Annotated in this window: 27 protein-coding genes; 14 read left to right on the forward strand and 13 right to left on the reverse strand. The window is 73.7% G+C overall.

Annotated elements, in window-relative coordinates; genetic code table 11:
- Positions 1 to 803 (reverse strand): cation:proton antiporter domain-containing protein (locus RBH18_RS10995; RefSeq protein WP_306206467.1); only part of this gene is annotated, 803 nt, incomplete at its 3' end.
- 72 nt (positions 804 to 875) lie between these two features.
- On the opposite strand from RBH18_RS10995, the gene RBH18_RS11000 reads away from it, so the two are divergent.
- Positions 876 to 1,670, forward strand: coding sequence for an SDR family oxidoreductase (locus RBH18_RS11000; RefSeq protein WP_306206469.1), 795 nt, complete (start codon positions 876 to 878; stop codon positions 1,668 to 1,670).
- Here the strand turns inward: RBH18_RS11000 and RBH18_RS11005 are convergent.
- The 3 genes from RBH18_RS11005 to RBH18_RS11015 all read right to left on the reverse strand — a co-directional run bounded on the left by RBH18_RS11005 (position 1,667) and on the right by RBH18_RS11015 (position 5,053).
- Positions 1,667 to 2,338, reverse strand: coding sequence for an HAD family hydrolase (locus RBH18_RS11005; protein WP_306206471.1), 672 nt, complete (start codon positions 2,336 to 2,338; stop codon positions 1,667 to 1,669). The genes RBH18_RS11000 and RBH18_RS11005 overlap by 4 nt on opposite strands.
- A gap of 14 nt (positions 2,339 to 2,352) precedes the next feature.
- Positions 2,353 to 4,461, reverse strand: a complete 2,109-nt coding sequence (locus RBH18_RS11010; protein ID WP_306206473.1) for an ATP-binding SpoIIE family protein phosphatase — start codon at positions 4,459 to 4,461, stop codon at positions 2,353 to 2,355.
- A gap of 235 nt (positions 4,462 to 4,696) precedes the next feature.
- Positions 4,697 to 5,053, reverse strand: coding sequence for a DUF6401 family natural product biosynthesis protein (locus RBH18_RS11015; RefSeq protein ID WP_306206475.1), 357 nt, complete (start codon positions 5,051 to 5,053; stop codon positions 4,697 to 4,699).
- 93 nt (positions 5,054 to 5,146) lie between these two features.
- Between RBH18_RS11015 and RBH18_RS11020 the strand changes: the two genes are divergently transcribed.
- The gene (locus RBH18_RS11020; RefSeq protein ID WP_306206476.1) at positions 5,147 to 5,620 is read left to right on the forward strand and encodes a hypothetical protein; all 474 of its coding nucleotides are present in this window, start codon (positions 5,147 to 5,149) and stop codon (positions 5,618 to 5,620) included.
- Between the two features lie 215 nt (positions 5,621 to 5,835).
- Here RBH18_RS11020 and RBH18_RS11025 read toward each other — a convergent pair whose 3' ends face one another.
- On the reverse strand, positions 5,836 to 6,042 hold the full coding sequence (locus RBH18_RS11025; RefSeq protein ID WP_306206478.1) for a hypothetical protein: 207 nt from the start codon (positions 6,040 to 6,042) through the stop codon (positions 5,836 to 5,838).
- Positions 6,043 to 6,106: 64 nt separating this feature from the next.
- On the opposite strand from RBH18_RS11025, the gene RBH18_RS11030 reads away from it, so the two are divergent.
- The gene (locus RBH18_RS11030) at positions 6,107 to 6,940 is read left to right on the forward strand and encodes a hypothetical protein (protein ID WP_306206480.1); all 834 of its coding nucleotides are present in this window, start codon (positions 6,107 to 6,109) and stop codon (positions 6,938 to 6,940) included.
- On the opposite strand, the gene RBH18_RS11035 is transcribed toward RBH18_RS11030, so the two are convergent.
- The 3 genes from RBH18_RS11035 to RBH18_RS11045 all read right to left on the reverse strand — a co-directional run bounded on the left by RBH18_RS11035 (position 6,882) and on the right by RBH18_RS11045 (position 8,698).
- Positions 6,882 to 7,121: a hypothetical protein gene (locus RBH18_RS11035; protein ID WP_306206482.1), complete on the reverse strand. Its 240-nt coding sequence runs from the start codon at positions 7,119 to 7,121 to the stop codon at positions 6,882 to 6,884. The genes RBH18_RS11030 and RBH18_RS11035 overlap by 59 nt on opposite strands.
- A gap of 93 nt (positions 7,122 to 7,214) precedes the next feature.
- Complete coding sequence (locus tag RBH18_RS11040) at positions 7,215 to 7,679, reverse strand: SRPBCC family protein (RefSeq protein ID WP_305786817.1); 465 nt, start codon at positions 7,677 to 7,679, stop codon at positions 7,215 to 7,217.
- 74 nt (positions 7,680 to 7,753) lie between these two features.
- A complete protein-coding gene (locus RBH18_RS11045) occupies positions 7,754 to 8,698 on the reverse strand; it encodes a YihY/virulence factor BrkB family protein (protein ID WP_306206486.1) in 945 nt (314 codons plus the stop codon).
- Between the two features lie 85 nt (positions 8,699 to 8,783).
- On the opposite strand from RBH18_RS11045, the gene RBH18_RS11050 reads away from it, so the two are divergent.
- Positions 8,784 to 10,373, forward strand: a complete 1,590-nt coding sequence (locus RBH18_RS11050; protein ID WP_306206488.1) for a phytoene desaturase family protein — start codon at positions 8,784 to 8,786, stop codon at positions 10,371 to 10,373.
- Here RBH18_RS11050 and RBH18_RS11055 read toward each other — a convergent pair.
- Entirely contained in the window at positions 10,364 to 10,597 is a 234-nt protein-coding gene (locus RBH18_RS11055) for a hypothetical protein (protein ID WP_306206490.1), read from the reverse strand. The two genes, RBH18_RS11050 and RBH18_RS11055, sit on opposite strands and share 10 nt — an antisense overlap.
- Positions 10,598 to 10,903: 306 nt before the next feature.
- Here RBH18_RS11055 and RBH18_RS11060 point away from each other — a divergent pair, with 306 nt between their 5' ends.
- On the forward strand, positions 10,904 to 11,101 hold the full coding sequence (locus RBH18_RS11060) for a hypothetical protein (protein WP_306206492.1): 198 nt from the start codon (positions 10,904 to 10,906) through the stop codon (positions 11,099 to 11,101).
- 9 nt (positions 11,102 to 11,110) lie between these two features.
- Positions 11,111 to 11,977, forward strand: a complete 867-nt coding sequence (locus RBH18_RS11065; protein WP_306206493.1) for a helix-turn-helix domain-containing protein — start codon at positions 11,111 to 11,113, stop codon at positions 11,975 to 11,977.
- Positions 11,978 to 12,076: 99 nt separating this feature from the next.
- Here the strand turns inward: RBH18_RS11065 and RBH18_RS11070 are convergent, their stop codons facing one another.
- Both RBH18_RS11070 and RBH18_RS11075 read right to left on the reverse strand, forming a co-directional pair.
- Positions 12,077 to 13,081 (reverse strand): SDR family oxidoreductase, encoded by a 1,005-nt coding sequence (locus RBH18_RS11070; protein ID WP_306206495.1) that lies wholly within the window; start codon positions 13,079 to 13,081, stop codon positions 12,077 to 12,079.
- Positions 13,078 to 13,524: an SRPBCC family protein gene (locus RBH18_RS11075; RefSeq protein WP_306206497.1), complete on the reverse strand. Its 447-nt coding sequence runs from the start codon at positions 13,522 to 13,524 to the stop codon at positions 13,078 to 13,080. The genes RBH18_RS11070 and RBH18_RS11075 overlap by 4 nt, the downstream gene beginning before the upstream one ends.
- Before the next feature lie 117 nt (positions 13,525 to 13,641).
- Here RBH18_RS11075 and RBH18_RS11080 point away from each other — a divergent pair, with 117 nt between their 5' ends.
- The 5 genes from RBH18_RS11080 (at position 13,642) to RBH18_RS11100 (ending at position 18,597) form a co-directional block, all read left to right on the forward strand.
- Entirely contained in the window at positions 13,642 to 14,871 is a 1,230-nt protein-coding gene (locus RBH18_RS11080) for a glycosyltransferase (RefSeq protein ID WP_306206499.1), read from the forward strand.
- A 203-nt stretch (positions 14,872 to 15,074) separates the two neighbouring features.
- A complete protein-coding gene (locus RBH18_RS11085) occupies positions 15,075 to 15,974 on the forward strand; it encodes an ABC transporter ATP-binding protein (protein ID WP_306206501.1) in 900 nt (299 codons plus the stop codon).
- A 2-nt stretch (positions 15,975 to 15,976) separates the two neighbouring features.
- Entirely contained in the window at positions 15,977 to 16,717 is a 741-nt protein-coding gene (locus tag RBH18_RS11090) for an ABC transporter permease (RefSeq protein ID WP_306206503.1), read from the forward strand.
- 9 nt (positions 16,718 to 16,726) lie between these two features.
- Positions 16,727 to 17,983, forward strand: a complete 1,257-nt coding sequence (locus tag RBH18_RS11095; RefSeq protein ID WP_306206505.1) for a sensor histidine kinase — start codon at positions 16,727 to 16,729, stop codon at positions 17,981 to 17,983.
- Positions 17,980 to 18,597 carry a response regulator gene (locus RBH18_RS11100; RefSeq protein WP_306206507.1) on the forward strand — a complete coding sequence of 206 codons (618 nt, stop codon included), beginning with the start codon at positions 17,980 to 17,982 and terminating at the stop codon, positions 18,595 to 18,597. The genes RBH18_RS11095 and RBH18_RS11100 overlap by 4 nt, the downstream gene beginning before the upstream one ends.
- Positions 18,598 to 18,632: 35 nt before the next feature.
- Here RBH18_RS11100 and RBH18_RS11105 read toward each other — a convergent pair whose 3' ends face one another.
- Positions 18,633 to 19,136, reverse strand: a complete 504-nt coding sequence (locus RBH18_RS11105) for a hypothetical protein (protein WP_306206509.1) — start codon at positions 19,134 to 19,136, stop codon at positions 18,633 to 18,635.
- A gap of 166 nt (positions 19,137 to 19,302) precedes the next feature.
- Between RBH18_RS11105 and RBH18_RS11110 the strand changes: the two genes are divergently transcribed.
- Entirely contained in the window at positions 19,303 to 20,106 is an 804-nt protein-coding gene (locus RBH18_RS11110; protein ID WP_306206511.1) for a hypothetical protein, read from the forward strand.
- Here RBH18_RS11110 and RBH18_RS11115 read toward each other — a convergent pair.
- Positions 20,093 to 20,791, reverse strand: a complete 699-nt coding sequence (locus RBH18_RS11115; RefSeq protein ID WP_306206513.1) for an SDR family NAD(P)-dependent oxidoreductase — start codon at positions 20,789 to 20,791, stop codon at positions 20,093 to 20,095. The two genes, RBH18_RS11110 and RBH18_RS11115, sit on opposite strands and share 14 nt — an antisense overlap.
- An 87-nt stretch (positions 20,792 to 20,878) precedes the next feature.
- Here RBH18_RS11115 and RBH18_RS11120 point away from each other — a divergent pair, with 87 nt between their 5' ends.
- Complete coding sequence (locus tag RBH18_RS11120; RefSeq protein ID WP_306206515.1) at positions 20,879 to 21,706, forward strand: helix-turn-helix transcriptional regulator; 828 nt, start codon at positions 20,879 to 20,881, stop codon at positions 21,704 to 21,706.
- Positions 21,707 to 21,773: 67 nt separating this feature from the next.
- Positions 21,774 to 22,775 (forward strand): helix-turn-helix transcriptional regulator, encoded by a 1,002-nt coding sequence (locus tag RBH18_RS11125; protein WP_306206517.1) that lies wholly within the window; start codon positions 21,774 to 21,776, stop codon positions 22,773 to 22,775.
- The last annotated feature ends 3 nt before the right edge of the window (positions 22,776 to 22,778 follow it).

A 22,778-nucleotide genomic window follows, 5' to 3' on the forward strand; every position in this document is an offset into this window, starting at 1 on the left:
GAACGGATACCGCGCGCCGCGATGAACACCGCCAGGAAGCCGTAGCCGCCGGCCACCTCGACGATCCCGTACGCCAGGAAGGTCGCCGCGAGCGCCAGGAAGCCCTCGGAGTGATGGGCCAGGCGCAGCTTGTGATTGCGGGGCCGGAAGAAGAGCCGCCCGAGCAGCCTGCCGATGACCAGTCCGCCCACGACCGCCACGCCGACCTTGTAGCCGACGTCCTTCAGCGCCCAGTCGCCGATCGTGAAGGACGAGGCGGCCAGCGCGATCGCCGCGTACACGAAGGGGAAGGCCAGCCCGTCGTTGAGCCCGGCCTCGGAGGTCAGCGCGAAGCGCACCTCGTCCTCCGAGTCCTCCTCGTCCGTGGGCTCGCCGACCTGCACGTCCGCCGCGAGCACCGGGTCGGTCGGGGCGAGCGCCGCGCCCAGCAGCAGCGCCGCCGCCGGCACCAGCCCGGCCCACCACCAGCCCAGCAGCGCCACCGCCCCGATCGTGACCGGCATGGCGACGACCAGTAGCCGCCACGTCGACGTCCACCGGCCCTTGCCCAGCGGCCGGTCGATCTTCAGCCCCGCGCCCATGAGCGCGACGATCACGCAGACCTCGGTGAGGTGCTCGGTCAGCTTCGGGTGCGCCAGGGGATCCACGTCCGGCAGCCCCAGCGGTACGGCGAACACCACCATGCCCAGCGCGAGGAACACCATCGGCATCGACAGCGGGCGGCGCTCCAGCAGCCGGGGGAGGATCCCGGCCAGCAGGGCGCCCACGCCGAACAGGGCGAAGAGAAGGTCAGACAGTTGCACGCGCCAGTTCTGCCCGGCGGACACCACGCATATGCACGGTTGTTCGCATCGATACCGGGTAACGGCACAGTCATGCATCCGCGCACAGCCATCGTCACGGGCAGCGAGTCGGGCATCGGCCGGGCGGTCGCCGTCGCGCTCGCCGAGGCGGGCTACGACATCGGGGTCACTCGGCATCGCGACGACGAGCATGCCGAGCAGACGGCCTACGAGGTACGCAACGCCGGCCGCAAGGCCGAGATCCGCGACCTGGACCTGACCCGCCTGCCCGGGGCGGCCGACGTCGTCGACCAGCTGACCGACGCGCTCGGCGGCGAGCTGGGCGTGCTCGTCAACTGCGCGGGCACCGGCATCGCGACGCCCGTGGTCGAAACCGGCTGGGAGCAGTGGCGCGAGGTGCTCGCCGTGGATCTCGACGGGCCGTTCCTGTGCGCCCAGCGGGCCGCCCGCCGGATGATCGCCGCGGGCCGGGGCGGCCGCATCGTCAACATCACCAGCGTCCACGAGACGGCGCCGCGCGTGGGCGCCGGCGCCTACTGCGCGGCCAAGGGCGGCCTCGGCCTGCTCACCAAGGTCATGGCGCAGGAGCTGGGGGAGTACGGCATCACCGTCAACGCGGTCGCGCCCGGCGAGATCGCGACGCCGATGACCGGGCAGGAGGACGTTGACCCGCGCACCGAGTCGCGCCCCGGCGTGCCGCTCGGGCGCCCCGGCGACGCCCGGGAGATCGCCGCGGTGGTCGCCTTCCTGGCGAGCCCGGCGGCCTCCTACGTCACCGGCGCCTCCTGGCCGGTCGACGGCGGCATGCTCACGATGGGACCCCAGGCGGGATCCCATCTCACCAGCGACGACTGGCGAAGGCCCTAGAAGAGCTTGGCGATCGCGGAGCCGTCCAGGGCGGCGAGCAACGCGGCCGGGTCGTCGTAGGTCTCCACCGCGCCCGCCTCCAGCAGCTCGGCCGCGCTGGTCCCGCCGCAGGTGAGCCCGATGCAGGGGATGTTCAGCTTCGCGGCGGCCTTGACGTCCCACACGGCGTCGCCGACGAAGATCGCCTGCGCCGCGTCGACGCCGGACTGGTCGAGCGCCGCCTGCAGGATGTCCGGCGCCGGCTTGCTCTGCTCCGCGTCCGCGGACGAGGTGGCGGCGGCGATCACGTCGTCGGCGCCGATCACCGCGCGCAGCTTCTCGAGCTCGGGGCCCTGGGCCGACGAGGCGAGCACGACCGAGAGGCCCCGGCCGGCGCAGGCACGCAGCAGGTCGGCGGCCCCGGGCAACGGCCGCAGCCGCTCCCACCACGCGCCGTAGAGGATCTCGTGCGCGGTGTTCAGCCGCTCGTCCTGGTCCTTGTCGCGCCCGTCGCCGAGCAGATGGTCGAGCAGCTTGTCCGAGCCCATCCCGATGGCCCGGTGGATCTCCGCCATGGGCACGTCGTGGTCGTGCTGGCGCATCGCCTCCCACCACGCGACCGCGTGCAGGTAGGTGGTGTCCACCAGGGTTCCGTCGACGTCGAAGAGCACTCCGCGTGTGGCTGCCATGGACAGGCGCTTACCTATGGGATCAACATTTCAAACCACACGGTGGACCCGCGCACCGACGGGTCGGTGCCCCACGTGTCGCTGAGCTCCTCGATCAGGCCCAGCCCGCGGCCCCGGCTGCTCAGCGCGTCGGTGCGGGCGCGGGTGACGCTGCCGCGCGTCCCGGTGTCCGCGACCGACACCAGCAGCCGCTCCGCGCTCAGGTCGATGTGCACCTGCGCCGGGGTGCCCGCGTGCAGCAGCGCGTTGGTGGTCAGCTCGCTCGTGCACAGGATCGCCGCGCCGATGACGGGCTCGGGCACCGCCCACTCGCGCAGCCGCGTCGACATCCACTGGCGCACCCGGCTCGGCCCGGTCGGCTCGGCCGGCACCTGCATGGTCGCCGACCGGCTGAGCGCCATCGCGCGCTCGACCGCCAGCACGGCCACGTCATCGTCCGTACGGCCCTCGACCGCGGCCGTGGCCAGCGCGCACAGGTTGCGCGGATCTCCGCCCGCCGCCGCCGCCGTGGCCGCGACCAGCGCGTCGAGCCCCTCGTCGAGGGGCCGGCCCCGGCGCTCGACGACGCCATCGCTGAACATGAGGATCGTGTCGCCGGGCTCCAGGCGCACCGTGCCCGAGCGCCAGACCCCGCCCAGCCCGAGCGGCGCCCCCGGCGGGACCGCCACCAGCTCGGCCGTGCCCCGGCGGCCGCGCCGCAGCACCGGCGGCGGGTGGCCGGCGCTGGCCAGCGTGATCGTGCCGTCCGCGGGGTCGAGCACCCCGTAGACGACGGTGACGAAGATTTCCTCGTTGCGCGACTCGGCGCCCAGCGAGCCGACGAGCCGATCCAGGCCCGCCAGCACGGTCGGCGGCGCCGGGTCGGTCAGCGCGAGCGCGCGCAGGGCGGCCCGCACCTGGCCCATGACCGCGGCGGCGCGCACGTCGTGCCCCGCCACGTCGCCGAGCACCATCGCCAAGCGCCCGTCGGCCAGCTCGAACGCGTCGTAGAAGTCGCCGCCGGCCGCGTTGCCGTCGACGCCCACGTCGTAGCGGGCGGCGATGCGGAACCTGTCCAGCTCGGGCAGGTGCTCGGGCAGCATCGAGCGCTGCAGCAGCATCGCGGTGCCGTGCTGGGCCTCGAAGCGGCGGGCGCGCTCGGCGGCCTGGGCGATCAGCTCGGCCGCCGCGTAGAGCAGGGCGCGCTCGGCGGGCAGCCAGGCGTGCGCCGTGCGGTAGCCCATGGTCACCGCGCCGCGCAGCGACGGGGTGCGCAGCGGCATCGCGGCCAGCGCGCGGATCCTGCGCTCGTGCCGGTCGGTCGCCACCTCGGCCAGCGGGGCGCCGTCCGCCTGGAACGAGGGCCGGCCGCTGGTGGCGGCGGCCACGAGCGGCGATCCGGGAAGCGGGCCGATGCGCTTCCACAGGGGCGGCAGCCGCTCGTCGGCCTCGTCGATCATCTCGCCGCGGATCCGGCGGACGAAGCGGTACTCCTTGCCGTCGTCCACCGCGAAGACACAATGATCAAGATCGAAGGACGCCATCGCGTACGTCAGCACGACGCGCGCCACGTCGTCGACCGTCAGCGCGGCGGCCAGCCGGGAGGTCAGGTCGCCCAGGGACTGCAGCCGCCGCGTGACCTGCGTGGTCTCCGCCGCCACGGTCAGGACGCCGAGGGGGTTGCCGTGCCGGTCGCGGACGAGCGAATGGCCCCTGGTGAACGACGCCTGCTCGACGTGGGCGCCGCGCGGGACCGACACCTGGGCCTCCGCCTCGAGGAACGGCCGGCCGGTGCGCAGCACGTCGGCGATGATGTCGCCCAGGCCGTGCCAGCCCTCGCCGAAGACCTCCGCCGCGGGGCAGCCCAGGGCCGCCGGATGCTTCGCGCCCAGCATGTCCGCGAAGGCGTCGTTGTAGATCAGCACGAACCGCTCGCCGCAGACCACCGACATCGGCACGGGCGAGGCGAGCACGAGGTCGACCGTGGCGGCCAGGACGGGATCCCACCGGTCACGCTCGCCCAGGTCGGTGGCGTGCCACGGGTGCGCGGCGACCAGCTCGGCGCAGCCTCGCATCGATCCCGGCGCGTCCCCCGGCTGCGTGGGCAGCGTGGTCATCGCGGAAGGGCTCCCCATGCCGACCATGCCTGAAGCGTAGCCCGACTGGGCCGTTCGGACGATGGGGGTACCGTACGGACGTCCGGATCCACCCGGTACGGGAGGCCGAATCCGCTGGTGGGCGAGTGTGCACGTGATTCGGGGTATTTCCCGGTGTCACGCCGATCATGCGCGATCGCGCAAAGGAGGCGGGGCCGGCGCCCCCGGAACGGGAGAGCCGGCCCCGGACGATGCGGTGTGGCCTGTCGGGCGGAAGGGGCGCTCAGCGTCCCGCGGGCAGCGTGCGGGCGAGCGAGCAGACGGCGAGCAGCCGGTTGAGCACCCAGTCGTTGGCCGCCCAGTCGATCTCGCCGGCCGGCGGGCGCCAGCCGTGCTTGAAGGCGGCGTCGCGGACGCCCTCGGCGTACGCGGCCAGAATGATCGGCGTCAGCGGCCGGGCGTCGGTCGACAGGCTGTCGCGGATGCCCGCGGTGTGCTGGTCGACGGTGGCCAGCAGACCGGGGGACCGGTCGGCGGCCGCGAAGCCGGTGGCGCCGACGGCGTTCATCAGCTCGTCGAGGCAGGCGTGGGCGGAGCGCAGGGCAGCGCGGGCGGCAGCGCCGCTGAACAGGCCATTCATGAGAACCAAAGGTAGGGACGCCCCGGTGTGCAACGGGTCCCCTGATCGGTGCGGGTCGGTTTCAGCTGCCCCGGCCGGGGAACACCGGTGGCCATGACCGTCCCCACCCCTGCCGCCGTGCCCGGTTTGCCGCCGGACGACGCGCACCGCCGCCCCGAGGGGCTGGACGACACCACGGTCGAGGCGCTCGGCAAGCTCAGCGAGAGCCTCGAGACCGTCGAGCGGGTCCGCGGTCACCTCTACTCGCTGCACCAGCTCGTGGGCAAGGCGGACCTGGGCCTCGACGAGGCGGTCGCGCTCTTCCGCAAGGCGGGCCACACCGAGCTGGCCGAGCGGATCGAGCGGGACCTGATCGGGCGCAACGTCGTCCCCGGGCGCTGGACCTTCCAGCTGGTCGAGGAGTTCGACGACGGCTACTGGTCGGAGTTCCGCGTGGTCGAGAAGGCGGCGCGGGACGAGCTGGCCGGGGGCCGTCGCCACCTCTTCGAGGCGGAGATGAAGGAGCGCCGCCGCAGCCCGGGCGTGCCGGGCCACGAGTCGCGCCCCCGGGAGGACGCGACGACCTGACCCGGGCGCGCTGCTCCCAGCCCGGCCGCCGGAGAGGCGGGCGGGCTCGGTGGGCTGCGGAAAACCGGCGGCTCTGCCGGCGCGGCGATGACGGTGCGTGCGGCGCGGGACGGGGCTTGCCCGGCCTTGGCCGGCGGCGCGGGACGGGATTGTCCGGCCTCGGCCGACGGCGTGGGACGGGCTGGTTCGGCCTCGGCCGGCGGCGCGGGACGGGGTTACTCGGCCTCGGCCTGCTGCGGGCGGCGGCGCTGGGCGTCGTCCGCCATGATCACCGTGGCCACCACGAGGGCGACGACGACGGCGAAGAGCCAGGAGGCGTCGTCGATGAGAGAGGCCGCGACGGGGGCCTGGAAGGCGGCGAGCAGGAAGCCCACCCAGGCGAGGCGGCGCTGCTTCTCGGAGAGGAAACCGGCAGATCGCATTCGGCCAGTCTTACCCGATTCGGGCCTCTCGCCGTCACCCTTTCGGCCGATCTCGGGTTGTCCGATGGTGCCCACTGCGCAGCGTCGTCACCGCACCACCCGGGCTGTCGTGGCCGCATCGTCGCTGCTCATCGCGATGATGCTGGCGGCGTGCAGCATGTCACCATTTGCTACATCCGACGATTCGCCCGACCGGGTCCCGCACTCCGGCGCGTCGCCGCCCGGTGACAGCCCGCACCTGGCGACGGGTCCGCTGCGGGGGCGGACGACCGGCGAGCTGACTGTCCGGGACGCCGCCTCGCGGATCGTGGTCCGGCTCGTGAGCCTGCCGGATCAGCTCTACCGGGTGAGCACCCCGGCGGGATCGGGACTGGCGCCGCGGGTGACGGCCCGCGACGGCAGGGTGCGCGTGACCCTCGTGGCGACCGGGGCCGACGGGCCCGACGTCGTGGAGGTACTGCTCAACCGCGCGGTGCGGTGGGACCTGCGGCTGCCCGCCGGCGCCGGGGAGAAGCATCTCGACCTGGTCGCGGGCCGGCTCCGGCGGATCACGCTCGGGTCCGCCGCCGGGCTGGTGAGCCTGCGGCTGCCCCGGCCACGGGGATCCGTACCCCTGGTGGTGGCGGGACCGGTCGGCGAGCTCAGCGTCGCCGCACCCGCCGGCACCGCGATCCGCCTGCGCCTGCGGGCCGGCGCCGGGACCGTCAGCGTGCCCTGGTCCCGCCGCACGACCGCCGGACCGCGCACGACGCTGGTCAGCGGCCCGGCCGCCCGCCCCCGGTACGCGATCGACGTCCGGCCGGAGGCGGGCGCGGTGACCGTGGCGCTGCCCCGGACGCTCAGTGCGGGCCGCTGCGTCCCGTCGTGCTCGGGCGGAACTCGCGGTCCGGGTCGGTAGCGCCCGGGTCGGCCTCGTCGTGGGCCCGGCTGTCGTGCCCGAAGGCCTGCTCCTCGCCGGCGTCGTTGTCCGTCGGGTCGCCCTGCCCGTCAAGGTCCCAGCTGGCCATGGCGTTGCTGAGGTCGGCGGTGGAGAGCCGCTCCTCGTCGCGCCACTGGCCGGTCTCTTCGCGATCAGTCATGTTCCTCGCCTACCCTTTTTCCGGTCCTGCCACACGACGAGGCCGCCGGGAATCCCGGCGGCCTCGTCGACGCGCGAAGTCATGCGCTGCGGATCACGGCTGCGGCCGGTCCACCTGACCGCGCCACGCGCCGGACTCGACGCCGCCGCGGCCCTCGATGTACTCCTTGAAGCGCTTCATGTCGCCCTTGACCTGACGGTCGAGGAAGCCGAGCTTGTCGCCCGCCTGCTCGACCACGCCGTCCGGCTCGAAGTCCATCTGGCAGGTCACCCGGGTCTTGTTCTCGTCCAGCCGGTGGAAGGTCACCACGCCGGCCTGCTTGCTGCCCTCGACGCTGGTCCACGCGACCCGCTCGTCCGGCAGCTGCTCGGTGATCTTGGCGTCGAACTCGCGCTTGACGCCGTCGATGCTGGTCTTCCAGTGCGTCGTCGTGTCGTCGAGCTGGCGGATCTCGGTCACGCCGCCCATGAAGTTCGGGAACTCCTCGAACTGCGTCCACTGGTTGTACGCCGTGCGCACGGGGACATCGACATCGACGGACTCGGTCACGGTGCTCACGCTGACTCACTCCTTACTCGGACGTTCATTGCCTCACGTCGGAAGTGGTGCCCGAGCTTGATTCACCTAAACACTCACCCGGCGGGTTCCGCGGGCGGCAGGGTCGGGTCGTCGCCCGGCTCTCCGGCCTGCAGACGGCGGCCACGCTGCACTTCCGCGTTGATCTCCACGCCCAGCATCAGCGCCGAGTTGGCGAGATAGAGCCACACCAGGAAGGCGATGATCGCGCCCAGGCTGCCGTACGTGCGGTCGTACGAGCTGAAGTTGGCGACGTAGAGCCCGAAGCCCGCGGACGCCACCGCCCAGGCCACGAGCGCGACCGCGCCGCCGAGGGTGATCCAGCGGAAGCGGGGCTGCTTGACGTTCGGCGCGATCCAGAACAGCAGGGAGAGCAACAGCATCAGAATCAGCACGAGTACGGGCCACCGCCCGATCGACCACGCCGCGCGGGCCGTCGACCCGGCGTTCAGCAGGTCGCCGACCGCGTCCACTAGCGGCCCGCTGACCACAAGCCCGACGCCCACCAGCGCCATCAGCACCAGGGCGACGGCGCTCAGCAGCATCTGCAGCGGCCGCAGCTTCCAGAACGGCCGGCCCTCGGCGACGCCGTAGACCCGGTTGGACGCCCGCGTGAAGATGGCCACGAAGCCCGAGGCGGACCAGAGCGCACCCAGCAGACCGACGCTGAGCAGCACCTTCGCCGAGCTGTCCTGCGCGATGATGGCGTTCAGCACCGACGTGAAGGACTCGTTGCCGACCACCGAGCCGGCGCCCAGGTCGTCGAGCATGTCCAGCACCGACTGCACGGCCGTGGCGCCGTCGGTGACCAGGTTCACCAGGGCGACGATGACGATCACGGACGGGAAGACGGCCAGCACCGCCTGATAGGTCAGCGCCGCGGCCAGGTCGCCGCACTCGTCGTCGAGGTAGCCCTTGATGCTGCGCCACAGCACCCCGCGCCACGTCGACCAGTGCAGCTGACGAACCTTGGCCGGCAAAGCGGCGGTGGAGGCGGTCATCGGCAGTCTCCCATTCGTCACGCCTTGCACACTGATCACTACCCGAGCCGGGTTTGCGGCAAACGGCGAGGGGTAACGTCGCTCCGTGGAACGAGCTGACGCGATCGTGATCGGTGCCGGGCACAACGGGCTCGTCGCCGCGAATCTCCTGGCGGACGCCGGCTGGCGGGTGCAGGTGCTGGAGGCGACGCCACAGCCCGGCGGCGCGGTCCGGTCCGGCTATGTGACGGCCCCCGGCTATCTGAGCGACCTCTTCAGCTCCTTCTACCCCCTGGGGTACGCCTCGCCGGTCCTCAAGGGACTCGGCCTCGACGAGTTCGGCCTGCGCTGGCGGCACGCCCCGGACGTGCTCACGCATCTCCTCCCGGACGGCCGCGCGGCCACCATCAACCGGGACCTCGAGACGACCATGGCGTCGATGGAGCAGTTCGCCCCGGGCGACGGCGACCGCTGGAAGAACGCCTTCGACGACTGGTGCGAGGTCTCCGACAGCATCCTCGACGCGGTGCTGACGCCGTTCCCGCCCGTACGCACGGGTCTCGGTCTGGTCCGCAAGCTCGGCACGGGCGGCTCGCTGCGCCTGGCGCGGCGACTGCTGCTGTCCGTACGGGAGCTGGGGTCGGAGCTCTTCGACGGCGAGGGACCGCAGCTGGCCCTCGCCGGCTGCGCCCTGCACACCGACCTGTCCCCGGAGGAAGCCGCCGGCGGCGTCTACGGCTGGCTGCTCGCCATGCTCGGCCAGCAGTACGGCTGGCCCGTCCCCGAGGGCGGCGCCCACAAGATCACCGACGCCCTGGTCGCCCGCCTCGAGTCGCGCGGCGGCCGCATCGAGTACGACACCCCGGTCACGAAGATCCTCGTTGCCGGCGGCAAGGCCATGGGCGTCCGCAGCGCCGACGGCCGCAACTGGCGAGCCTGCCGGGCTGTCCTGGCCGACGTTCCCGCCCCCGCGCTCTACCTCGACCTGGTCGGCGAGCGCTGGCTCCCGCCCCGGCTCACCGAGGACCTGGCCCACTTCCGCTGGGACGGCGCCACGGTCAAGGTCGACTGGGCCCTGACCGGCAAGATCCCGTGGAAGACGCCCGCCGCGGCCACCGCCGGCACGGTCCACCTGGGCGCCGACCTCAACGGGCTCACCCACTACTCGGCGAAGCTGGCCACCGACGAGGTGCCGGAGCACCCGTTCCTGCTGCTGGGCCAGATGACGACCAGCGACCCGGCGCGCTCGCCCGAGGGCACCGAGTCGGTCTGGTCGTACACCCATCTGCCCCACCGCGACCACTGGGAGCCGGACGAGATCGCCGCCCACGTCGACCGCATGGAACAGGTCCTCGAGGACCACGCGCCCGGCTTCAAGCAGCTCGTCGCCGGCCGCAACGTCTTCAGCCCGGCCGACATGCAGCGCGAGAACCCGTCCCTGGTCGGCGGCGCCCTCGGTGGCGGCACGGCGGCCGCCTTCCAGCAGCTCTTCCTGCGGCCGGTCCCCAGCCTGGGCCGCGCCGACACCCCGATCGACCGCCTCTTCATGGCGAGCTCGTCGGCCCACCCGGGCGGCGGCGTCCACGGCGCCCCCGGCGCGAACGCCGCCCGCGCCGCCCTCGCCCGCGACGGCTGGCTGACCGGCACGCTCTACCGCGGCGTCGTCGGGGGCGCCCAGAAGCTGATCTACCGCTGACGCACCGTCTCCCGCCGGGCCTGCGCCGCCACCCGTAATGCCGGCCAGAGACGTAACCGCCGTCTGCTGTCGGCGGCCGCGAGGCAGGCGGCGAGCGCGGGCCGTTCGGCGGGCGGCACCAGGGTCACCACGATCAGCAGCGGCACGGCCGCGGCCAGCATCTCCATGAGCACGAGGAACACCAGAACGGCGGCTACCAGGCCGATGACAGCGAGATCGCTCATGACAACCCCTTCGTAAGGCGGCTCATGGCCGCGCGATGTGGCGCACCCCTTACTCTGCGTGATCCTGATTCAAGGTCGCATGCATATTCGGATAGCGCGAATCCTTGCTCTGGCGCCCTCGGCGGTTCCGGCAGTAGCGTTCAGGCCGTCATCAATACGTTCACTCGCTGTTGATCGCCGGGCGACGATGAATCACGTGAATCACCGGCCGCGCCGCGCCATCCCGGCCACGTCCGCCGGCAAGGCCGGCGCATACCGGGCGGACCCTAGGCGACAGCCGCATCTTGCATTTCCTAGGCTTTCCTTGTGCATAAGGTTGATATTTCCGGTCTGATCGCCGTTGCCGCGCAATGCTCGTCCGGGAACTGCCCGACGGTCTACCGGGACGGCGATGACGTCCTGGTCCAGGGTTATGCCGTGGAGGCCGGGCCGCTGCCCGAGGGAGAGCTCGTCGTCCGGATTCCGGCGGAGCTCGTGCGGGAGGCCGCTCGCCGGCTGGACTGAGGAGGCGTCGTGGCGTTCGAGGCCGGGCCGGAGCCGACCCTGGGGGAGGAGCTGGCCCGGCACCGGCGGCGCCGCGGGCTCACGGGCCGCCAGCTCGGCGAGATCGTCGCGATGAGCCAGGCCAAGATCTCGCGCATCGAGACCGGCACGGGCACCACGGAGCCGGACGACGTGGGGGTGATCGCCCGTGCCCTCGACCTCGGCGAGGACGAGGCCCGCCGGCTGGTCGCCCGGGCCGTGGTCCGGATGCAGAACCGCATGACGGACTGGCGGATGACCGGTTCCGGGCTCGTGCGCAACCAGGAGCGGATGGCGGAGCTGGAGGCGGCCACGACGACCTACCGCGTGTTCCAGCCGGTCATGATCCATGGCCTCCTGCAGACCAGCGAGTACGCCCGCGCGGTCATGAGCAAGTTCGACCTGGCCATGTTCGGCTACGGCGCCGTGGCGGAGGCCGTGTCGGCCCGCATGAGACGGCAGGAGGTGCTGACCGGCGGCCGTAAACGGTTCCACTTCCTGCTCGCCGAGGGTGCGCTGGCCAACCTGCTGTGCCCGGCGGCGGTGATGCTCAGCCAGATCGAGCGCCTCCGCACCGCCGCGCGCCAGGACAACATCGAGATCGGCGTCGTCCCCTTCGGCTGCCAGTGGGCCGTGCCGCCCATGCACGGCTTCGACATCCTCGACGACCAGTGCGTCGAGATCGATCTGCTCAACACGGGGCTCACGACGCAGGGCAGCGCCGACATCAAGATCTATCGGGACGCCTTCGACGTGCTGTGGGAGCAGGCCGCCGAGGATCTCGACGGCCTGCTCGACCACTATGTGGAGCGCCTCCTGGAGCTGGCCCGCCCGGCGCGCCGCGCCACGGCGAGCTGAAACGGGCGGCGGCCCGACGCCGGCGGCCCAGGGCGGGCGGCCAGCGGCGGCGGACCACGGCGGTGGACCAGGGCGGTCAGCGGCGGCGGACCACGGCGGTCAGCGGCGGCGGAGGAGGGCGCTGGCGGCCAGTCCGGCCAGGCCGGCCGAGGCGGCGCCGACCAGGGGCTTGTGGGTGGTGAGCCAGAGGGCGACGGAGCTGGTGCGGCTCTGGTCGTCGAAGACGCCGTGCGAGCCGTGGTCGCGGACGTCGTCGGCCGGCTTGTCGACGTTGTCGACCCAGGCGGCCTGGTCGATCGGGTCGGCGGTCTGCTGGCCCTGGTAGCCCTCCTTGTCGCGGGAGAGCAGCCAGTCGAGGAAGCCGGGCGCCACGATGTTGCCGAGGCGGGTCTTGAGGGTGGGGCCGCCCACGTTGAGCTCGCGCTTGCCCTTGTCGGCGGCCCAGAGGACGGCCTTGGCGATCACCTCGGGCTGGTAGATCGGGGGCACCGGCTGGGGGTGGCGGGGCAGGCGGGTGCGGACCCACGAGAACTGCGGGGTGTTGACCGCGGGCAGCTGGACCATCGACAGCTTGACCTTGTTGCCGTCGTGCAGCAGCTCGGCGCGGAGCGAGTCGTTGAAGCCCTGGATGGCGTGCTTCGAGGCACAGTACGGCGCCTGCAGCGGGATGCCGCGGTAGGCCAGCGCGGAGCCGATCTGCACGATGGTCCCGTGCTTCGCGGGGCGCATGTGGCGCAGGGCGGCGAGCGTGCCGTTGACCGTGCCGAGATAGTTGACCTCGGTGACGCGCTTGTACTCGGCCGGGGAGATCTCCCAGGCCGGGGCGAAGACGGACACCATGGCGTCGTTGATCCAGACGTCGATGCCGCCCCACGTGGCCGCGATCTCGTCGGCGGCGCGGAAGACGGCCTCGTCGTCGGCCACGTCCAGCTGGAAGGTGCGCACGTCGGCGGCGCCGGCGGCCCGCGCCTCCAGCGAGGCGCCCTCGAGCCCGGCCGTGCCGCGGGCGATCAGGGCGAGGCGGGCGCCCCGGCGGGCGTAGGCGGTGGCGACAGCGCGGCCGACGCCGGCGCTCGCTCCGGTGATGACGACAACCTGGCTCATACAGAGTTCTTTTCCCGGATGGCGATGTCCGACAAACGCCGCAGCGACTCGATGTTGCGGCGGTGCAGGACGAGGTCATTGATCTTGTTGCGGATCCAGTGCAGCGGGCCCGCGTGGAAGTCCTCGAACATGGTGACCCGCGTGCGGCCCGGCCCGTCCGGCGTCAGCTCGAACTTGATCGTCGCCTCGCCCGCGGGCCAGAGGCCGGCCCGGAGCGTCAGCAGCCGGTCCTGCTCCACCTCGAGCACCTCGGACTCGTCCTGCAGGGAGAACGGCCACGGCCCGGCCTTGTGGTGGAGCTTGGACCCGACGGCGGGCCAGCTCTTGTCGACGTCCCGGATGTGGACCGTCCCCACCACCCAGTCGCTGTAGGTCCACCCGTCGGCGAGGACGGCGAACACCCGGTCCGGCGGGGCCGCCACGGTACGCTGCACGATAGCCACGAGCGCCATGTACCCGCACACGCCATGTTTACCCGTACCGGCGGGGGGCAAGACGCTCGGCGTATCTCCAGCCATTACTCCGGTCTTCTCCCGGACCGAGCTGTCGGAGGAGGACCCGTGCGCATTGCGATGATCGCCGAGCACGCCACCCCGTTGACCGCCGAGGGCGGGGCGACGGGCACCCAGCAGCGCCACGTCGCCGAGCTCTCCACCGCCCTGAGCGAGCTGGGCCACGACGTCCGCGTCTACGTCCGCCGCGACGACCCCGCCCAGCCCGCCGTCGGCTCGTTCGGCTCGGGCGTGCGGGTCGTGCACGTCCCGGTCGGCCCGGCCCGGTCGCTGCCCGCCGAGGCGCTGCTGCCGCACATGGGCGACTTCGCCCAGTGGCTGCGCGCCGAGTGGCGGGACACCGGCTGGCTCCCGGACGTCGCCCACGCCCACTTCTGGACCAGCGGGCTCGCGGCCGTCACCGCCGCCCGTCAGGTCGGCATCCCCGTCGTCCAGTCGTTCCACGAGCTGGCCGGCGACACGCTGCCGGACGCCGCCCAGCCGGGCACCGGCGCCTCCCGCACCGGCTACGAGCGGGCCCTCGGGCGCGCGGTCGACCGGGTCGTGGCCCAGAGCCAGGACGAGCTGCACGGCCTCGTGCGCATCGGCGTGCCGCGCTCGCGGCTCGCGGTCGTGCCGGCCGGCGTCGACAGCGAGCGGTTCTTCACCCCGGAGGGTCCCTCGTTCGAGCGCGACCCGGAGCGGCCCCGGATCCTCAGCGTCGGCCGGCTCGTCGAGCACAAGGGCTTCACCGACGTCATCGAGGCCATGCGGTTCGTGCCGAACGCCGAGTGCATCGTCGTCGGCGGCCCGCCCGCGCAGCAGCTCGGCACCGACCCGCAGGCCCGCAAGCTGCGCGCGATGGCCGAGAAGTTCCAGGTCGCCGATCGGGTGCGGCTCGTCGGCTCGGTGCCGGCCGCCGACATGCCGCGGTGGTACCGCTCGGCCGACCTGCTCGTGGCGGCCGGCTGGCGGGAGCAGTTCGAGCTGGCGCCGCTCGAGGCGATGGCCTGCGGCGTCCCGGTGATCGGGGCGGCCGTCGGCGGCATCAAGGAGACGATCGTCGACGGGCTGACCGGCGACCTCGTCCCGGCGCGCGACCCGCGGGCGCTCGGCGGTGCGCTGCGCCGGCTGATCAACGACAAGGTGCGCCGGTTCGCGTACGCCACCGCGGCGCTCGACCGGGCCCGCCAGGCGTACTCGTGGAAGCGCGTCGCCGCCCAGGTCGGCTCGGTCTACTCCGCCGTGGCCGGCCGCCGCGCCACCGAGGCCGAGGCCGAAGCCGGCGCCGTGGCGTGACCCGCACCGCCGTGGCCGAGGCCTGACCCGGAGCCGCGGCGTCACATGCAGCGCCGCGGCTGAGGTCGGAGCCGGGGTCGTGGCGTGAGCTGCAGCGCCGCGGCCGGGGTCGTGGCGGAGGGCCGCATCCACCAACTGGTTGACCGGCGGAGCAGTCCGCCGGTCGACGCGCGGGGCCCGCCCGCGCCGGGATGCTCGACGGCATGACAGCCATCGAGGTCACCCATCTGAGCAAACGCTACGGGGGCACGACAGCGGTCCGGGACGTCTCCTTCGCCGTCGAGGCGGGGGAGATCTTCGGCATCCTCGGCCCCAACGGCGCCGGCAAGAGCACGACCGTCGAGTGCGTTGCCGGCCTGCGCACCCCGGACAGCGGCACGATCCGGGTGCTCGGCCGCGCCGCCGGCGACCCGGAGCTGCGGTCGCTCGTCGGCGTGCAGCTGCAGGAGAGCCGGCTGCCCGAGAAGACGACCGTCGGCGAGGCCCTCGAGCTCTTCGCCGCGTTCTATCCCGAGCCGGCCGACTGGCGCGCGCTCGCCGGCGACCTGGGCCTGGGCGGCAAGCTGAAGGAACGCTTCGGCCGGCTCTCCGGCGGCCAGCAGCAGCGCCTGTCGACAGCCCTCGCCCTGGTGGGCAACCCGCGCATCGCGATCCTGGACGAGCTGACCACCGGCCTCGACCCGCAGGCCCGCCGGGACACGTGGAGCCTGGTCCGCGAGGTGCGCGACCGGGGCGTGACCGTGCTCCTGGTCACCCACTTCATGGAGGAGGCCGAGCGCCTCTGCGACCGGATCGCCGTCATCGACCGCGGCGAGGTCGTCGCCCTGGACACCCCGGCCGGGCTGGTCGACCGGGCCGGCGCGCGCCAGCGGCTCCGCTTCCGCCCCTCGGCCCCGATCGGCGACACCGTGCTCAGGGATCTGCCGGAGGTCGAGTCCGTACGCCGGGAGGGCGCCCGCATCGAGATCACCGGCACCGGCGCCGTGGTCCAGGCGGTCACCGCCACGCTGGCCGCGCACCAGATCATCGCCCACGAGCTGCGCGTCGAGCAGGACAACCTCGACGACGCGTTCGTCCGGCTGACCGGCCGTACGGAGGCCTGACCATGCGTACCCTCGGCAAGCTCACCACCCACGAGCTGCGGCTCTTCCTCCGGGAACCCGCCCAGGTGTTCTTCACCGTCCTCTTCCCGACGCTGCTGGTCGTGATCCTCGGCGCCGTGCCCGACTTCCGCGAGCCGGCGGAGGCCCTGGGCGGCCTGCGCGTCGTCGACGTCTACACGGGCATCGCCGTCGTCATGGCCCTCGCCTCGCTCGGCCTGCAGGTGGCGCCGCTGGCCCTGGCCACGTACCGCGAACGGGGGGTGCTGCGGCGGCTGGCCGTCACCCCGGTACGCCCGGCCGCCCTGCTCGCCGCCCAGCTGCTCACCAACCTGCTGGCCGCGGCGGTGGCCATCGCTCTCGTGCTGGCCACCGGCCGGATCGCCTACGCCGTCCCGCTGCCCCGCCAGCCGATCGGCTACCTCGTGGCGTTCCTCGCCTGCGCCGGCACCGCCCTGGTCCTCGGGCTGGTCGTCGCGGCGGTCGCCCCCTCCGGCAAGGCCGCGAACTCGATCGGCACGCTGATCTTCTTCCCGCTCATGTTCTTCGCCGGCCTGTGGACGCCGCGCGAGGTCTTCCCGTCGCTGCTCCGGCGGATCAGCGACTTCACGCCGTTCGGCGCGGGGGAGCGGGCGCTGGTCGAGGCGATGACGGGCTCGTGGCCGGCGTGGGAATCGCTTACCGTGCTGGTGGCGTACATCCTGGTGTTCGGGCTCGCGGCGGCCCGGCTCTTCCGCTGGACCTGAGGAGGCGACATGGACGCCGTCCGGCAGCGGCTGGACCGGTTCCTGCGGCTGATGCCCTACCTCGCGCTGGCGGGTGCCACGGTGTTCGTGGTCGTCACGCGCGACGACCCGGACCTCGACCGGCAGCCGCTCGGCGTGTCAGTGGCCGTCGCGGTGGTGACGGCGTGCTGGATCCTCTGGTTCGTCACGCTGCACCCGCGGTGGGAGGCCCGGCGGCGTCTGATGGGGTTCTTCTTCGCCGGCCTGGTCGCGCTGAGCGCGGTGCTGGTCTGGACCAACCCGCTGTACGGCTTCTCCGCCTGGACCGGCTACCTCGTGCTCATGTACGCCCTCGACGGCCGCTGGCAGCTGCTCGGCGCGGCCGGCATCGGCTTCTGCACGGCGGTCTCGCAGATGAACGGCTTCGGCGTCTTCACCCGCCCGGAGGAGTACCCGGCGCTGGCCGTGGTGCTGGCCTTCAACATCGGCATCGGGATGGCGATGACCCTGCTGGGCAGCCTCACCAACGCCGCACACCACCGCCGCGCCGCGATGGTGGCACAGCTGGCCGAGGCCAACCGCAAGCTCGAGGCCGCCCTGGAGGAGAACGCGGGCCTGCACGCCCAGCTGCTCGTCCAGGCCCGCGAGGCCGGGATCCTGGACGAGCGGCAGCGGCTGGCCGGCGAGATCCACGACGTGCTGGCGCAGGGGCTGACCGGCATCGTCACCCAGCTGGAGGCCGCCGAGCAGGCCGCGGACCGGCCCGCGGATCAGCGGCGCCACCTGACCGCGGCGCGGCACCTGGCCCGCGACAGCCTCACCGAGGCCCGCCGCTCGGTGTACGCCCTGCGCCCCCGGCCCCTGGACGCCGCGACGTTGCCGGACGCGCTCGTCCGGATCGCCGCGGACTGGAGCCGGCGGCAGCGGGTGGCCGCCGAGCTGATCACGACGGGCACGCCGCGGGCGCTGCTGCCCGAGATCGAGGCGACCCTGCTGCGTACCGCGCAGGAGGCCCTCGCCAACGTCGCCCGGCACGCCGCGGCGGGCCGGGTGGCGCTCACGCTGTCCTACATGGAGGAGCTCGTGACCCTGGACGTCCGGGACGACGGCGCCGGCTTCGACCCGGCGGCCCCGCGCGAGCGTACGGACGCCGGCGGCTACGGCCTCACCGCCATGCGCGACCGGCTCCACCGCGTCGCGGGCTCGCTGGAGATCGAGTCCGAGCCGGGCGCGGGCACCGCCGTCTCGGCCTGCGTGCCCGCGATCCCCCTGGGAGCCGCCGCATGATCAAGCTGATCGTCGTCGACGATCATCCGGTGGTGCGGGACGGGCTGCGCGGGATGTTCGCGGGCGACGACCGCTTCGCGGTGCTGGGCGAGGCCGCCGACGGCGCCGAGGCCCTTGCCGTGGCGCGCGCGGTCGATCCCGACGTGGTGCTCATGGACCTGCGGATGCCCGGCATGGACGGGGTGACCGCGATCAAGGCCCTGCGTGACCAGGGCTTCCGGGCCCGGGTGCTGGTCCTGACCACGTACGACACGGACAGCGACGTCCTGCCCGCCATCCGCGCCGGCGCGACCGGCTACCTGCTCAAGGACACGCCGCGGGCGGAGCTGTTCCGGGCGGTGACCGCGGCCCATCGTGGCGAGTCGGTGCTCTCGCCGGCCGTGGCGGGACGGCTGATGGGCGAGCTGCGGGCGCCGGCCAAGGAGCCGCTCAGCCAGCGCGAGCTCGAAGTGCTGCGGCTGATCGCGCGGGGCTGCTCGAACCGGGAGGCGGCGCGGCAGCTCTTCATCAGCGAGGCGACCGTGAAGACCCACCTGCTCCATGCGTACGCGAAGCTGGGTGTCCGCGACCGCGCCGCGGCAGTGGCCGCAGCCTACGAGCGCAGCCTGCTCTGAAGCGGGCCCGGGCGGGAAAGCCCGGGCCCGCGGCGTCAGTCCGCCAGGGCCTTGGCCAGCTCGTCGCGGAAGGCCCGCTCCGAGTCGGTGACCTGGTCGCCGCCGATGCCGAGCACGCCGCCGCTCGACGCCGCGCCGACCACGCTCTCCGCGATCTCCACCAGCCAGTGCTTGTAGGTCTCCGCGTCGGCCGCGGTGGCCTTCGCCGCCAGTAGCGCGTTGGCCTCGGCGGCCCGGGTGATGACGTCCTGCGCGTAGCCGACCGGGTCGGCCGGCTCGATCACGGGCAGCTCCTCGCCCCGGTCGGGGTCGCCGGTCGCCGCCAGCACCGCCTTGGCCACGGCGGTGACCAGTGGGCTCGCCGACGCCCGGGCGTCCGAGATCTCGTCCAGCCCGGCCTGCGCCTCCTGCCGCGTCTTGCGCGCGCTGTCGTGCTCGGCCACGCTCGCGGCGGTCAGTACGGCCTGCGGCAGGCCGACGAGCAGCCCCCACTCGGCGTCGGTGAAGCCGAACTGGGCGTACAACGGTTCGTCCGTCACAGCAATCCTCACTCCTCAGGTCGCGCCCACGAACCACCGCGCGGCCGCGACGGTCGCGCCCCCGATCTAACCGCCCGGCGCCGGTCGCAAACCCGCGACCCCGCCCGCCGGCCCGGAACAGCCCGTCCGGGGAGGCCCGCCGCCGGGCGTGCCGCACACTACCGGGGTGAAGAAGATCGTCCGTACAGTGTGGATCTCGTCGGTGCTGGCGGCGCTCGGCGCGATGCTCGGCGCCTGGCTGGGCTGGCAGCAGGCCGGTGACCTGCCCACCATCGCGGAGGCCACCGAGCTGGCCGGGGCGCTGACGCCGGGCGTGCCGGCCACCGAGTTCACGCGGAGGACGCATCTCTCCGGCAGCGAGCACACCGCGGAGTCCGGCGACCCGAGCGCCGAGATCGTCGGGGGCGCGGAGGAGTGGGGCGCCGGGTTCGTCGACATCCCGTTCCCGCAGCCGGTCACCGACCTCGTGCCGGTGCGGGAGCGGCTGCGGGCGGCGGGCTGGCGCACCGGCGAGGTGACGGCGACCGAGCTGGGCGGCGCGCCGGGGTCGGAGCTGACCGCGGCGCGGGGCGACTGGCGGATGGTGGTGGTGGCCACCGACAGATGGAGTTCGGGCTGGGCCCGGGTGGAGCGGGCGGAGCCGCCGGCGGCGCTGGTGCTGTCGCTGCTGCTCGCGGTGGCCGGCGCCGTGCTGGGGTGGTTCGTGGCGCGCCGGCCCGCCGGCCCGCGGTGGGCGCTGGGCGCGGCGGGACTCGTCATGCTGACCCCCGCGACGCTGCTGGCGATCGTCAATGTCGCGCGGGACGTCGCGGGGTTCGGCGGGACGGGTCCGGTGCCGCTGCCGTGGGAGCCCTTCGGTGCGCTCTACTTCCGGCCGCTGACCGTGCTCGGGCTGGCGCTCGCCGCGGTGTGGGTGACGACCGTGCTCGCCGGGCGCCGGGCAGCGGCCGGAGCGGTCACGACCAGCTGATCTCCTCGTGCCGGTCGACCAGGCGGCCCGACCTGTGGCCCGGGCCCTCGGTGGCCAGCTTGACGACCGCGTCGGTGCCCTCGGTGACCGTCTGCGGGCCGGAGTGGCCGTTGAAATCGGTCGCCGTGTAGCCCGGGTCCGCCGCGTTGATCCGGATGTCCGGGAACGCCTTGGCGTACTGGGTGGTGAGCATGGTCAGCGCCGCCTTCGACGCCGTGTAGACCGGGGCGAGATAGGTCGACTCCGGCCGCGCCGGGTCGTGGGTGGCCTCCAGCGAGCCCATGCCGCTGGTCACGTTGACGACGACGGGGTCGGCGGAGCGGCGCAGCAGCGGCAGGAACGCGTTCGTCGTGCGGACCACGCCCGCCACGTTGACGTCCATGACGGCGAGCACGTCGGCGCCGGTCAGCCCGCTGGGGTCGCCCGCCGGGCCGTGCACGCCCGCGTTGTTGATCAGCACGTCGACCGTACCCTCGTGGGCCTGGACGTCCGCGGCGGCGGCCGCGACCGAGGCGTCGTCGGTCACGTCGATCCGCACGAAGCGCGCGCCCAGCTTCCCGGCCGCGGCCCGGCCGGCCTGCTCGTCCCGGGCGCCCAGCAGCACCGTGTGGCCCGCCTCGATCAGGCGGCGGGCGGTCTCGTAGCCGAGGCTCTTGTAGGCCCCGGTGATGAACGTCGTGGTCATGCCTCCACGCTGCCCCGCGGCCGGGCGGCCGGCCAGGGAAAGGCACTACCACCCTGGTACGCCCCCCGGCGCGCGACAATCGCGGACATGACCGAGCTCGGCACCACCCTGCGCGCCTGGCGCGACCGCATGAGCCCCGCGGCGCTCGGGCTGCCGTCCGGGCGCACCCGCCGGGCGAAGGGCCTGCGCCGCGAGGACCTCGCCGAGCTGGCCGGCATTTCCGTCGACTACCTCGTCCGGCTGGAGCAGGGCCGCTTCACCAGGCCGTCCGCGCAGGTGGTCGCCGCCCTCGCCCGGGCGCTGCAGCTGGACGCCGCCGAGCGCGACCACCTCTACCGGCTCGCCGGGCTGCACGCCCCGGGCGCCGGCGAGATCAGCGACCACATCCCGGCCAGCGTCCAGCGGGTGGTCCGGCGCCTCAGCGACGCCGCGGTGGCCGTCTTCGCCGCCGACTGGCAGCTGCTCTGGTGGAACCCGACCTGGGCGGCCCTCTGCGGCGACCCGCTCGCCGTGCCGCCGCCGCGGCGCAACTTCGTCCGCGACACCTTCCTCCCCGACGGCCCGCGGCTCACCCGGCACGCCGTGACGTCCCTGGTCGCCGGCTCGCCGGAGGCCGCGCTCGTGGCCGACCTGCGCCGGGCGACCGGCCGCTTCCCGGCCAGCAGCCGCCTCGCCACGCTGCTCGCCGAGCTGACCGCGGGCAGCCCGCGCTTCGCCGAGCTGTGGGCGGCCGGCGCGGTCGGCATGCACTACAACGACCGGAAGATCGTCGACCACCCCGGCGTCGGCCCGATCGTCGTCGACTGCGACGTGCTGACCGACGGCGAGGCCGACCTCAAGATCGTCGTCATGAGCACCGTCCCGGAGTCCGCCGACGAGACCAAGCTGCGCCTGGCCGTGCTCGCGGGGACCTGAGGGCCCGGCCGGCGGGGGGCCTGACAGGACCCCCTCTGCCCGCCGGACGCCGACCTACGCTGGACTGGTGGGTGAGACGACGAACGCGCTGGGCGCCTTCCTCCGGGCCCGGCGCGAGCTGGTGACGCCGCAACAGGCGGGCCTCCCCGACGCCGGCGTGCGGCGGACGCCGGGGCTGCGCCGCGAGGAGGTCGCCATGCTGGCCGGCATCAGCGCGGACTACTACCTACGGCTGGAGCGCGGCCGCAACCGCAACCCGTCGGTGCAGGTGCTCGAGGCGCTCGGCCGCGTGCTGCACCTCGACGGGGAGCACCTCGCGCACCTCATGGCCCTGGCGTGCGAGTTCCAGCCGCGCGCCCGGCGGCAGGCCGCACCGCCCTCGGCGCTCAACCTGATGGGCTCGCTGGTCCAGCCGGCCTTCCTGGAGGACCGCTACTTCGACATCCTGGCCGCCAACGACCTGGCCCGGGCGCTCTCGCCCGGCCTCGTCGAGGGCGGCAACCAGCTGCGGGACCTCTTCCTGGACCCGGCCCAGCAAGCGTTGCACCCCGACTGGGAGACCGTCACGGAGTGCTTCGTCGCCAACCTGCGGCAGGCGGTCGGCAGCGACACCGGCGACCCGCGCTTCATCGAGCTCACCGGGGAGCTGTCCGTGGGGAGCCCGCGGTTCCGCCGGCTGTGGGCGCGTCACGAGGTGCGCGGCCACCGCGGGAGCCCGATCCGTCTCGATCATCCGCAGGTCGGGGAGCTGGTCCTCAATCGCGAGCAGCTGACCATCGGCGGGGCCGAGGGCCTGAAGCTGATCGTCTATCACCCCGATGCGGGGTCGGACGCCGCGGGGAAGCTGACGCTCCTGGCCTCCGCGACCCTCCCCGCCCACGCGGCTGCGAAGGCGACAGCACCGCCCCGCGCGGCGACGCGGCATGCCACGACGGCGGCGGCGGGACCGCATGCGGAGGCCACGGCGGCGGGACCGCATGCGGAGGCGACGGCGGCGGGACGGCATGCGGAGGCGGCGAAGCGGCGTGCGGCGGCGGGGGAGGGCGCGGCGGCGGTCGGTCAGGCCTAGGGC

The organism is Actinoplanes oryzae (assembly GCF_030757795.1).
GTDB lineage: Bacteria > Actinomycetota > Actinomycetes > Mycobacteriales > Micromonosporaceae > Actinoplanes.